This window comes from Acidovorax sp. SUPP2825, from assembly GCF_030158995.1.
Lineage (GTDB): Bacteria > Pseudomonadota > Gammaproteobacteria > Burkholderiales > Burkholderiaceae_C > Paracidovorax.
Map to the genome: position 1 here is coordinate 1 of NZ_BQXK01000039.1, position 11,425 is coordinate 11,425.

General features: G+C 67.1%; 10 protein-coding genes and 1 pseudogene. 5 read left to right on the plus strand and 6 right to left on the minus strand.

The features are described from left to right. From AVAK2825_RS24245 to AVAK2825_RS24260, 4 genes and pseudogenes are all read right to left on the minus strand, one after another. Window positions 1-145 (minus strand): annotated as a pseudogene (locus AVAK2825_RS24245) (electron transfer flavoprotein subunit beta/FixA family protein); the annotation flags it as partial. A 140-nt stretch (window positions 146-285) separates the two neighbouring features. Continuing rightward, complete coding sequence (locus AVAK2825_RS24250) at window positions 286-1,608, minus strand: mechanosensitive ion channel family protein (RefSeq protein WP_284403049.1); 1,323 nt, start codon at window positions 1,606-1,608, stop codon at window positions 286-288. Window positions 1,609-1,745: 137 nt separating this feature from the next. After that, on the minus strand, window positions 1,746-2,546 hold the full coding sequence (locus AVAK2825_RS24255; RefSeq protein WP_284403050.1) for an enoyl-CoA hydratase: 801 nt from the start codon (window positions 2,544-2,546) through the stop codon (window positions 1,746-1,748). Between the two features lie 31 nt (window positions 2,547-2,577). Then, on the minus strand, window positions 2,578-3,537 hold the full coding sequence (locus tag AVAK2825_RS24260) for a histone deacetylase family protein (RefSeq protein WP_272552001.1): 960 nt from the start codon (window positions 3,535-3,537) through the stop codon (window positions 2,578-2,580). Window positions 3,538-3,574: 37 nt separating this feature from the next. On the opposite strand from AVAK2825_RS24260, the gene AVAK2825_RS24265 reads away from it, so the two are divergent. The 5 genes from AVAK2825_RS24265 (at window position 3,575) to AVAK2825_RS24285 (ending at window position 9,509) form a co-directional block, all read left to right on the plus strand. Further along, window positions 3,575-4,495: an AAA family ATPase gene (locus tag AVAK2825_RS24265; RefSeq protein WP_272568340.1), complete on the plus strand. Its 921-nt coding sequence runs from the start codon at window positions 3,575-3,577 to the stop codon at window positions 4,493-4,495. An 80-nt stretch (window positions 4,496-4,575) separates the two neighbouring features. Then, window positions 4,576-5,616: a DUF58 domain-containing protein gene (locus tag AVAK2825_RS24270; RefSeq protein WP_284403051.1), complete on the plus strand. Its 1,041-nt coding sequence runs from the start codon at window positions 4,576-4,578 to the stop codon at window positions 5,614-5,616. 128 nt (window positions 5,617-5,744) lie between these two features. Beyond that, a complete protein-coding gene (locus AVAK2825_RS24275; RefSeq protein ID WP_284403052.1) occupies window positions 5,745-7,793 on the plus strand; it encodes a transglutaminase TgpA family protein in 2,049 nt (682 codons plus the stop codon). Window positions 7,794-7,800: 7 nt separating this feature from the next. Further along, complete coding sequence (mltB, locus tag AVAK2825_RS24280; protein WP_284403053.1) at window positions 7,801-8,883, plus strand: lytic murein transglycosylase B; 1,083 nt, start codon at window positions 7,801-7,803, stop codon at window positions 8,881-8,883. 59 nt (window positions 8,884-8,942) lie between these two features. Next, window positions 8,943-9,509 (plus strand): histidine phosphatase family protein, encoded by a 567-nt coding sequence (locus tag AVAK2825_RS24285; RefSeq protein WP_284403054.1) that lies wholly within the window; start codon window positions 8,943-8,945, stop codon window positions 9,507-9,509. A 73-nt stretch (window positions 9,510-9,582) separates the two neighbouring features. Here the strand turns inward: AVAK2825_RS24285 and AVAK2825_RS24290 are convergent, their stop codons facing one another. Next, a complete protein-coding gene (locus AVAK2825_RS24290) occupies window positions 9,583-10,476 on the minus strand; it encodes a hypothetical protein (protein ID WP_284403055.1) in 894 nt (297 codons plus the stop codon). Window positions 10,477-10,745: 269 nt separating this feature from the next. Then, window positions 10,746-10,973 carry a hypothetical protein gene (locus tag AVAK2825_RS24295; RefSeq protein ID WP_284403056.1) on the minus strand — a complete coding sequence of 76 codons (228 nt, stop codon included), beginning with the start codon at window positions 10,971-10,973 and terminating at the stop codon, window positions 10,746-10,748. Window positions 10,974-11,425 lie beyond the last annotated feature (452 nt).

The window sequence follows — 11,425 nt, forward strand, 5'->3', positions numbered from 1 at the left end:
GGCGCACGGCCTCCTCGACGGCGATCTCGTCAAAGGGGTTCATGCTCATCTTCACGTTCGCGATGTCCACACCCGTGTTGTCCGACTTCACTCGGACCTTCACGTTGTAGTCCACCACGCGCTTGACAGGGACCAAAACCTTCATTGCTGCGGCTCCTAGAGTTGTTGATTAATTGACGTTTACGTAAACCGAAACATTCTATTCCGCACCCCTGGCGCATACCCCTGCGCGAGGCAGTGGGATGGCGCCCATCCACAAAAAGAACGATCGTGCTTTTTTGAGAATTATAGGCCAGTGTCTCCGGCCTCCGCACGCTGCGGTGCGGGCGCTGGCACGTCGGCGACAGCGCCGGCCGGGGCCGGGGGCACGGCGTCGCCCCGGATCTGCACCACCCGCTGCGGGTAGGGAATGTCGATGCCCGCCCCGCGCAGCCCGTCCAGGATGGCGATGTTGATGGCCGAGCGCAGGTTGACCGAGCCGGCGGAGGGGTCGCTGATCCAGAAGTTCAGGCTGAACTCCAGCCCGTCGGGCGCGAAGTTGACCAGGTAGGCCACGGGCTGCGGCTCTTTCAGCACGCGCGCCTGCGCGGCGGCGGCCTCGCACAGGATCTGCTGCACCCGCGCCACGTCGCTGTCGTAGCCCACGACGATGTTGGTGGTGACGTTGAACTTGCGATCGGCGTCGGAGAGGTTCTCCACGCGCTGGGTGATGAGGGTCTCGTTCGGCACGATGGACTCGCGGCCGTTGCCCGCGCGAATGAGGGTGTAGCGCGTCTTGATGTCGGTGATGCGGCCCTCGAAGCCATCGACTCTCACGTTGTCGCCGATGCGCAGCGAGCGCTCCAGCAGGATGACGAAGCCGCTCACGTAGTTGGAGGCGAGCTTTTGCAGCCCGAATCCCAGGCCCACGCCCACCGCGCCGCCCAGCACCGACAGCGCGGTCAGGTCCACGCCCACGGCCGACAGGGCGAACAGCATGCCGATCATCAGCAGCACCGCGCGCGTGGCGTTCACCGCCACCTTGCGCATGGACAGGTCGTTGACGGCATTGCTCAGCACGCGGCGCTCGAACGTGGACGACACCCACAGCGCCAGCACCATCACCAGCCCCGCCGACAGCACGCCCTGCAGCAGCATGAGCAGGCTGACCTGCGACTTGCCGAAGCTGATGTTGATGTCGGCCAGCTCTTGGCGCACCAGCGGCAGCAGCCCCACGATCCACAGCACGGCCACGCCCCAGGCCACCCACGAGACGATGCGCTCGACCAGCCGCATGGCCGCCGAGCGCGGGAACGCGGCCGTCAGCACCCGCGCGAAGAAGCGGATCAGCACCAGCGAGGTCAGCACCGGCACCGCCACGCGCAGCAGGAACACCGGCTGGTAATGCTCCACGCCCACGCGGGCCGCGTACACCAGCGCCAGCGAGAGCAGCGGGAACATCAGCCCATCGACGGTGCGCCGCCCGAACCACACCGAATCGGCCGGCTGCTGGCGCCCCACCGCGCGGCTGGCCAGGTAGGCCAGGGCGATGCAGGCCGCGAGCACGGCGATCTCCAGCCAGGTGCTGGAGTTGTTGAAGTCGCGCGACAGGGTGTCGAAGATTTCCATCGGCAGTCAGAAGAAGCAGAAGAAGCAGAAGAAGCAGAAGAAGCAGAAGAAGCAGGAGAAGGCGCCGCGCGCGGCGGCGCCGGGACCGGAAGGGGTGCAGGGATCGGGAACCGGGGACGGCGGCATGGCCAGCGGGCTCAGCGCGCCGGCTTCCAGGCCGGCGTGCGTTTTTCGGCGAAGGCGCGCGCGCCCTCCTGCGCCGCCGCGTCCATCATGTTGGTGGCCATGGCCTGGCCCGCGAGCTGGTAGGCCGCCTCCACGCCCAGCTCGCGCTGCTGGTAAACCAGGGCCTTGCCCATGGCGACCGCGGCGCGGGGCTTTTCCAGGATGGACTGCACGAGCCGTTCGACCTCGGCATCGAGTTGCGCCTGCGGCACCACGCGGTTCACCAGCCCCTCGGCCTGCGCGGTGCGCGCATCGATGAAGTCGCCCGTCAGCAGCATTTCCATGGCGCGCTTGAGCGGCACGTTGCGCACCAGCGGCACGCTGGGCGTGGCGCAGAACAGGCCGTAGTGGATGCCGCTGGTGGCGAACGTGGCGTCGTCCGCCGCCACCGCCAGGTCGCACTGCGCCACCAGCTGGCAGCCGGCCGCCGTGGCCATGCCCTGCACGCGGGCGATCACCGGCACGGGCAGTTGCTGGATGGCGAGCATCATGCGACTGCACTGGGCGAAGAGCTTCTGGTACCAGGCCTTGTCGGGGTGGGCGGCCATGTCCTTCAGGTTGTGGCCGGCGCAAAAGGCCTTGCCGCTGGCGGCCAGCACCACCACCCGCGCGGTGTCGTCGCGGGCCACGTCGGCCAGCGCCTGCTGCAGCGCGGCGAGCATGCCGTCGCCCAGCGCGTTGAAGCGCACGGGGTCGTCCAGCGTGAGGGTGACGACGCCCCGCGCATCGCGCGAAACGGCCAGGGGGTTCGGGGGGGCGGAAGGGGTCGTCATGCGGTGTGCAAGAGGGGCCGGAAGGTCAAAGTCAAAGGTCGGCCAGCACGCGCACATGGGCTTCCACGCTGCGCGCCAGGGCGTCCATCATGTAGCCGCCCTCCAGGCACGAGACGATGCGGCCCTTGGAATGGCGGCGGGCCACGTCCTTCACGCGCTGGGTGATCCAGGTGTAGTCCTGCTCGGTCAGGCCGAGCTGGCCCATGTCGTCCTCGCGGTGGCCGTCGAAGCCGGCGCTCACGAAGATCATCTCGGGCTTGAAGGCCTCCAGCCGCGGAATCCACAGCATCTCGATCAGCTCGCGGATGTCCATGCCGCGCGTGTAGGCGGCCACGGGCACGTTGAGCATGTTGGGCGCCGGGTCGCGGTCGCCGCTGTAGGGATAGAACGGGTGCTGGAAGATGCCCACCATCAGCACGCGGTCGTCGCCGGCCAGGATGTCCTCGGTGCCGTTGCCGTGGTGCACGTCGAAATCCACCACCGCCACGCGGCGCAGGCCGTGGCGCTTCAAGGCATACCGCGCGGCGATGGCCACGTTGTTGAAGAAGCAAAACCCCATGGCCTTGTCGCGCGTGGCATGGTGGCCCGGCGGGCGCACGCAGCAAAAGGCGTTCTCCAGTTCGCCCGCCATCACCGCATCGGTGGCGGCCAGGGCCGCGCCGGCGGCGCGCAGCGCGGCGTTCCAGGTGTGGGTGTTGATGGAGGTGTCAGGGTCGATCTGCGCATGCGCCGGGCCGCCGGCCAGCAGCTCTTCGGCCAGCCGCTCGGACATGCCGCGCAGGGCGTCCACATGGCGGCGGTCGTGCGCCAGCTCGATGTCGGCCAGCGACGCCTCGGGGGCCTGGATGCGTTCCAGCGCGTCGGCCACGCCGGTGGCGAGCAGTCGGTCCTCGATGGCATCCAGCCGCGCCGGGCATTCGGGATGCCCCGGGCCCATCTCGTGCTTCCAGCATTCGCGATGGGTGAAATAGCCTGTCATGCCCACAGTCATTCCCGTAGCCTCGTTCTTTTTCGGATAACGTCGCACCATGCAAGCACAGCACAAAATCAAGTCGCTTCTGGACCAGCTTAACACGGTGATCGTGGGCAAAAGCGCCCAGGTCCAGGACTGCGTGGCCTGCCTTCTGGCCGGCGGCCACCTGCTGATCGAGGACGTTCCCGGCGTCGGCAAGACCACGCTGGCCCACGCGCTGGCACGCACCTTCGGGCTGCAGTTCTCGCGCGTGCAGTTCACCGCCGACCTGATGCCGAGCGACCTCACCGGCGTCTCGGTGTACGAGCGCGGCAAGGAATCGTTCGTGTTCCACCCCGGCCCCGTGTTCGCGCAGGTGCTGCTGGCCGACGAGATCAACCGCGCAAGCCCCAAGACCCAGAGCGCCCTGCTCGAGGCCATGGAAGAAAAGCAGGTCTCGGTGGAGGGCGAAACCCGCGCCCTGCCCCACCCGTTCTTCGTGATCGCCACGCAGAACCCGCACGACCAGCTGGGCACCTTCGCGCTGCCCGAATCGCAGCTGGACCGTTTCCTGATGCGCATCTCCATCGGCTACCCCGACCGCGCGGCCGAACGCCTGCTGCTGGCCGGGGCCGACCGGCGCGACATGGTGGACAGCATGCTGCCCCTGCTCTCGGGCGACGAGCTGGCCCAGCTGCAGCAGCAGGTGCTGGCCGTGCACACGGCCGACCCGCTCTTGAACTACGTGCAGGACCTGATGGCCGCCACCCGCTCGGGCCGGTGGTTCCTGCAGGGCCTGTCGCCCCGCGCTGGCATCGCGCTGGTGCGCGCGGCCAAGGCGCAGGCGCTGATCTCGGGGCGCGACTACGTGGCCCCGGACGACGTGCAGGCCGTGCTGCCCCAGACCGTCGCCCACCGCCTGGTGCCCGTGGGCGATGCCGGGCGCGGCGCTGTGGAGCAGGTGCGGGCCATGGTGGATGCCGTGCCGCTGCCCTGAGTCCCCCCTCCGCCGCCGGCCCGCCCATCGATCCCCCTTTCCCTGTTCCCCCGACCCCCACCACATCGCCCAGCCCCGCCATGCCGGCCGCCGCCCCGCCCCCGCTCACCCCGCCGCTGCCGCCGCACGCCCCGCGCCCGGCCCCCTGGCCGCTGTCCGCCCTGCAGCGGCGCTGGCAGCGCTGGTGGCAGTCGCGCATCAAGCGCACCGACACCGTCACGCTCACCCAGCGCAATGTGTACATCCTGCCCACGGGCGCGGGCTGGATGCTGGCGCTCACGCTGCTGGTGCTGCTCGTGGCGTCCATCAACTTCCAGCTCAACCTGGGCTACCTGCTCACCTTCCTGCTCGCCGGTAGCGCGGTGGTGGGCATCCACATCTGCCACGGCACGCTGCGCGGCCTCACCCTGCACCTGGTGGCGCCGGAGCCGCAGTTCCTGGGCACCAGCACCGCACTGGAAGTGCAGCTGAGCCACACGCGGCGCACCGCGCGCCACGGCATCGCGGTGGCGGTGCACGGCGCAGGCACGGACACCAAATGGGTCTGGACCGACGTGCCCGCCGAGGGCTCGGCCAGCGTGCAGGTGGCCTACCAGCCGCTGCGGCGCGGGCTGCACGATGCGCCCACGCTCACGGCCGAAACGCGCTTTCCGCTGGGCACCTTCCGCGTCTGGACCCTCTGGCGGCCCGCGGCGCAGGTGCTGGTGTATCCCCAGCCCGAGGTGCCGCCACCGCCGCTGCCCGCGGGCGAGCCGCGCTCGGGCGGCGCGGGCAGCACGCCCACGCAGGGCATCGGCGAATTCGACGGCGTGCGGGCCTACCGCCGGGGCGACCCGCTCAAGCTGGTGGTCTGGAAGAAGGCCGCCAAGTCGCTGGCCACCGGCACCGACGACCTGGTGAGCCGCGACGCCCAGCAGGCCCAGCGGCAGGAGCTGTGGCTCGACCCGGCCGTCACCGGCCTGAGCGACCCCGAAGCCCGCCTGTCGCGCCTGGCCGCCTGGGTGTTGCAGGCCGACCGGCTGGGCGTGGAATACGGGCTGCGCCTGCCCGGCGGCGAGATCGCCCAGGACAGCGGCGCCGCCCACCGCCGCCGTTGCCTGGAGGCGCTGGCCCTGTGCTGAGCACCCTCACCTTTCATGATCAAAATGCCATCCAGCGCAATCGACACTAGGGCATACCGCTACAAAAATAGTAGCAATTCCTTGCCGATGCCGTCCGGCCGCCTGCCGGTGGCGCGGAGCGCCCGCCCATGAGCCTGCGCCAGACGCTCGCCACCCTGCCGCGCGACACCCGCGACACCCTGTTCCTCATCGTCGTCATCGCCTGGGTGATCGCGCCGCAGACCGCCAACCTGCCCGTGTGGACCACGGCGCTCGCCGCCCTGGTGCTGGCGTGGCGCGGCTGGCTGGCGCTGGAAGGCCGGCCGCTGCCGGGCCGCTGGGCCACCGGCGGGATGCTGGTGGTGTCGGTGGCGCTCACGCTGGCGTCGCACCGCACGATCGTAGGGCGCGATGCGGGCGTCACGCTCATCGTGATGCTGCTGGCGCTCAAGACGCTGGAGCTGCGCGCGCGGCGCGACGCCATGGTCATCTTCTTCCTGGGCTTCTTCACGATGCTCAGCAACTTCTTCTTCTCGCAGTCGCTGCTCACGGCGACCGCCATGCTGGTCGCGCTGCTGGGGCTGCTCACCGCCCTGGTCAACGCCCACATGCCCGTCGGCCGCCCGCCGCTGGCGCAATCCATGCGCACGGCCGGCAAGATGGCGCTGCTGGGCGCGCCCATCATGCTGGCGCTGTTCCTGCTGTTCCCCCGCATGGCGCCCCTGTGGGGCATGCCCAACGACAACCCCTCGGGCCGCAGCGGGCTGTCGGGCGAGATGGAGATCGGCAACGTCGCCTCGCTGGCGCTGGACGACAGCGTGGCGATGCGCGTTCAGTTCGACACGCCGGGCGGCGAGGCGCCGCCGCAGAGCCAGCTTTACTTTCGCGGCCCGGTGCTCACCGCCTTCAACGGCCGGCAGTGGTTCGCCCTCGGGCAGTCCGGCGCACCGTCCTCGGCCTTTCGCCCGCCCGCTCCCGCGCGGCTGCAGACCGAGGGCGAGCCCCTGCGCTACGCCGTCACGCTGGAGCCCTTGCGGCGCCCCTGGCTGCTCACCCTGGACGTGGCCCGCGACCGGCCCGAACTGCCCGAGGGCCTGTCGGCCTTCATGACGCAGGAGCTGCAGTGGGTGGTCAACCGGCCGGTCAACGAGGTCATGCGCTACCGCGCCGAAAGCTACCCCCGCTTCACCCACGGCCCGGCGCAGCGCACCGGGCAGATGCGGTCCTACGTGGAGCTGCCCGACGGCTTCGACCCGCGCACCCGCGCCCTGGCACAGGAGATGCTGGCCGACCCGCGCCTGGCCGCCGGCGGGCCGCCCGCCCTGATCGACGCCGCACTCGCCCGGCTGCGCACCGGCGGCTACAACTACACGCTGGAGCCCGGCGTGTACGGCCAGCACACGGCCGACGCGTTCTGGTTCGACATCAAGGAAGGTTTTTGCGAACACATCGCCTCGGCCTTCGTCGTGCTGATGCGGGCGATGGACATCCCCGCGCGCATCGTCACCGGCTACCAGGGCGGCGAGCGCAACGGGGTGGATGGCTACTGGACCGTGCGCCAGAGCGATGCGCACGCCTGGGCCGAGGTCTGGCTCGAAGGCCGCGGCTGGGTGCGCGTGGACCCGACCGGCGCCGTCTCGCCCGGCCGCATCGGCGCCTTCCAGCGCCTGCAGGCCCCGCGCGGCGTGTTCGGCAACGCCATGGACACCATGATCAGCCCCGGCATGGTGCAGCAGATGCGCGCCGTGTGGGAGGCCGTCAACAACGGCTGGAACCAGTGGGTGCTCAACTACACCCAAGGCCGCCAGCTCGACATGCTGAAAGCCCTGGGCATCGAATCGCCCAGCTGGGAAGACCTGGCCCGGGCCCTGGGCGGGCTGGCCGCGCTGGCCGCGCTCGTGGGCGCCGGCTGGACGCTGTGGGAGCGCAGCCAGCACGACCCCTGGCTGCGCCTGCTGGCCCATGCCCGCGACCGGCTCGCCCGCGCCGGCCTGCCCCTGCCCGCCACCCTGCCGCCGCGCGCCATGGCCGAGCGGGCCCGGGCGCAGTTCGGCGACGCCGCCAGCGCGCCCATCGCCGACTGGCTGCTGCGCCTGGAACACACCCGCTACGCCCCCGAACCGGCCACCGCCCTGGCCGACCTGCGGCGCGACCTGCGCCGCCTGCCCTGGCCGGCGCGCCAGCCGCCGACCCCTTGATCGCCCCATGCCCTCCTTCGCCTTCCTTCGCCACGCCCTGCTGCTGATCGCCGCCGCCCTCCTGTCCCCGGGTGCCATCGCCCAAAAGCCCGTCAAGAAGAACCCGCCCCGGGCCCCGGCCGCGGCCCCGCAGCCGGCGATCTTCTACGACCAGCGCGCGGACGCCATGCAGTTCGCCGACGACATCGCCGCGCGCCGCGACCTGGACCGCGAATGGGTGCGCCAGGCCATCGGCCAGGCGCGCTTTCTGAGCCAGGTGCCGCGCCTCATGCTGCCGCCGCCGGCCGGCACGCCCAAGAACTGGCGCGTGTACCGCAGCCGCTTCGTCGAGCCCGTGCGCATCCGCGCGGGCGTGCGCTTTTGGCACGACAACGCCGACACCCTGGCCCGCGCCGAGCGCGAATACGGCGTGCCGGCGGAAATGATCGTCGGCATCATCGGCGTGGAGACCATCTACGGCCAGCAGATGGGCAACTTCCGCGTCATCGACGCGCTGGCCACCCTGTCGTTCGAGTTTCCCATGGCCCACCCGCGCGCGGCCGAGCGCGTGGCGTTCTTCCGGGGCGAGCTGGAGCAATTCCTGAGCCTCATGCAGCGCACCAACGCCGACCCGCTGGAGCCGCGCGGCAGCTACGCCGGCGCCATGGGCCTGGGCCAGTTCATGCCCTCCAGCTGGGCGCGCTACGCGGTGGACTTCGACGGCGACGGCCGCATCGACCTCTTCAACAGCCCCGCCGACGCCATCGGCTCGGTCGCCAACTACTTCAAGGGCCACGGCTGGACCACCGGCATGCCCACGCACTACGCGGTCGAGTTCGACCCCGCCCGGCTGCGCCTCGAAGACCTGCTGGCCCCCGACATCCTGCCCACCTTCACCGTGGCCCGCATGGCCGAACTGGGCGCCCTGGTGCAAGGCGACGGCGCCAACCACCGCGGCCCACTGGCCCTGGTGGAACTGCAGAACGGCGTTGGATCGCCCGTCTTCTACGCGGGCACCGAGAACTTCTATGCCGTCACGCGCTACAACTGGTCGAGCTACTACGCCATGGCCGTGATCGAGCTGGGGCGCGAAGTGAACGCGGCGCGGTAGCAAAACCCGGCGGAAGAAAAAAGCGAGCGCTCCCCGCTTCGGGGGCCACAATGGACCGCATGCAACGCCGTCAACTCCTGCGCCTGGGATCGGCCGCCAGCCTGGCTGGCGCCCTGTCCACCACCGCCGCCTCCTCCTCCTACGCCGCCACCGAGCCCGGCACCGTGCTGCTGATGCGGCATGCGCAGACCGACCCCGGCACGGGCGATCCGCCCGGCTTCGCCCTGGGCCAATGCAGCACGCAACGCAACCTCAGCGCCGAAGGGCGCGCGCAGGCCCAGCGCATCGGGGCACTGCTGAAGCAGCAAGGCCTGGCGCCCCAGCGGGTGCGCTCCAGCGCCTGGTGCCGCTGCCAGGACACCGCCATGCTGGCCTTCGGCCAGATGGAGCCATGGGACGCGTTGAACTCGTTCTTCGAGGGCGGGGACACCCAAGGCGCGCAGACCGCAGCGCTGCGGAAAGCGCTGGCGGCGGTGCCCACCGGGCAGGTCGAGGTGTGGGTGACGCACCAGGTCAACATCACGGCATTGACGGGGATCTACCCGGCGTCGGGCGAGGTGCTGGTGTTGCGGCGGGGGGATGGGGTGGATGGAGCGCCGATGGTACTGCGGCGGGTGCGGGGTTGAGCCGCAGGGCCGCCTCCGCTAATCAAAGGCAATGCCATCGCAAGAGCAGCTTCGCCCCGCCCTGCCCCAGCGGTTATCCGAGACCGGCACCAGCGTCAGTCGTCGCATTCAGGCCTGTAACGATGGCATTCGAATAGCTCTGCATATCTGACGATTGCTTCAAAATCATATCGAGAGTCCAGATAACCCCCCCTCCAACGCAACCCATTCCCTCAAAGGTTTGCATTAAGGAGTTGACAGCTGCAGGAGTTTCCGCCGAATCACCTGGAATGATGAATTGATCGGTCTGAAAATTTTCAATTGAATTGGCAATCGCACTTGCCCATTCATCAGGAGAATTTCCATAGCCACCCGAATAGCACTGCAGATTCACCCACTTGACTGAGCCAGGGCTGGAGTCATTGAGTTGGGCAAGAGAACTCACCCAAAAATCCTGCATGGTGTATGGGCAAAAAGTGATCGCAAAACCCAAATCGATGAGCATTCTGCAAAATGCGACGAAGGAGGGCTCATCGTAAGTCTCTTCGCAATCCATATCAACAATGCTTACCGCGGGAAATGTCTTGCGGAAAGCAGCGAAATTCTTCTGCACCGGAGTATTGTCAAAAGAATTGTTGTTGGCTTTGTAGATTTCGGCCAAAGCCTCATAGTCAGACACGCCACCACCGCCTATAGACGCGCAGATGGTGGTCACCGTACCACCCAATATTTGGCCTACCAAACCAGGCCATTCTGGCGCACCGACATAACTTCCATCTGCAATAATTAGAGTGTTATTGAAATAAATATCACCCATGGCTTCTGGCCCTGCCCCAGATTTTCCACTAATGTGAAAAAGGCCAAGAATAGCGGTGGTGAAGCCCGATTTTTTCAACTTTTCAATGGTAGCAGGGACAGGCTTGTCTTTAGGGGCCGAGTCAGGATAAATATAACCCTCGACATACACCGCGACATTCAAACCATTCATGGCATTTCCTCTGTGAAAAATTGAGTAAATGCATTTTGCAATTGTCAGCTGTTTTTAAGTCAATTTTTTTCTGAAACGATCTGAACTGTTCTGAAACCGCTTGGTATCGAAGGGCAACCCCGTTGCGGCACGGAGTTGGGTGGCGGTTGGGGGTGCATGTGCCGCTGGCGATCTATATGATACGTCCGGCGCTACCCCCCAAACCAGTGGCAGCAGGGCTCTCGTGATCATCTAGCGGTGGCATGGCGATATTGTCACCAGCAACCGATTTATTCTATTTTTAAAATCTCACCCACTCCAATTTTTCTCCCCTCCCACAGAAAAAAATCTGCTCCTACCTTTGCGTGCATAAGTACCTCATCCTGAGAAATAAACACCATGGGAATAGGCTCAGCAGTTTCCCCTGGAGATATAGAGCTGCCGTACTCAGGCATAAGCAAACGGCAGTCATATCCATGACTAGAGAGAGCCGGAATATTTTCAAAAAAACCGGGCATCCAAAATTCAGCACAGGAATTGCTTGTGCACGGCCACCATTGATTTTGCTGAAAAGGCTTATTTTTGCAAAAATACGTTTCATGGCAATGAAAAATAGTTGAGAACTCTCGTTCGCAATTTGCGAAAGGCAGAAATTGGCATCGGCCCGTTCGCGGTGGGCAAGTAGATGACCTCGGTGCTGCCCATCTCGCCCGCTGCTGCTGCGCTATCCGCACTCCTTTGGTTTCAGTGCTGGCCCAGCACGGTGTTGCCGATGCCATCTTCGGCATAGACTGTCTGCTTGGTGGTAACTGGGTTGTTCGCCCCGGACAGCCTCGCATCGCTCTTAGAGCGTGTTATGAACTTTGCTCCGTGAGAGCGAAGCCAAGGGTAGAGTTTGCAGATGCCCCGCAAGCCCTACCCAACAGACGTCAGCGATGAAGAATGGAGCTTCGCTGCGCCTTACCTGACC

What these genes read in the sequence shown, in the direction of transcription:
- AVAK2825_RS24255 (WP_284403050.1), bottom strand. Translation starts at nt 2,546, where the DNA reads ATGACGACCCCTTCCGCCCCCCCGAACCCCCTGGCCGTTTCGCGCGAT.
- mltB (WP_284403053.1), top strand. Translation starts at nt 7,801, where the DNA reads ATGCCCTCCTTCGCCTTCCTTCGCCACGCCCTGCTGCTGATCGCCGCC.
- AVAK2825_RS24270 (WP_284403051.1), top strand. Translation starts at nt 4,576, where the DNA reads ATGCCGGCCGCCGCCCCGCCCCCGCTCACCCCGCCGCTGCCGCCGCAC.
- AVAK2825_RS24275 (WP_284403052.1), top strand. Translation starts at nt 5,745, where the DNA reads ATGAGCCTGCGCCAGACGCTCGCCACCCTGCCGCGCGACACCCGCGAC.
- AVAK2825_RS24265 (WP_272568340.1), top strand. Translation starts at nt 3,575, where the DNA reads ATGCAAGCACAGCACAAAATCAAGTCGCTTCTGGACCAGCTTAACACG.
- AVAK2825_RS24295 (WP_284403056.1), bottom strand. Translation starts at nt 10,973, where the DNA reads ATGCCCGGTTTTTTTGAAAATATTCCGGCTCTCTCTAGTCATGGATAT.
- AVAK2825_RS24285 (WP_284403054.1), top strand. Translation starts at nt 8,943, where the DNA reads ATGCAACGCCGTCAACTCCTGCGCCTGGGATCGGCCGCCAGCCTGGCT.
- AVAK2825_RS24260 (WP_272552001.1), bottom strand. Translation starts at nt 3,537, where the DNA reads ATGACTGTGGGCATGACAGGCTATTTCACCCATCGCGAATGCTGGAAG.
- AVAK2825_RS24250 (WP_284403049.1), bottom strand. Translation starts at nt 1,608, where the DNA reads ATGGAAATCTTCGACACCCTGTCGCGCGACTTCAACAACTCCAGCACC.
- AVAK2825_RS24290 (WP_284403055.1), bottom strand. Translation starts at nt 10,476, where the DNA reads ATGAATGGTTTGAATGTCGCGGTGTATGTCGAGGGTTATATTTATCCT.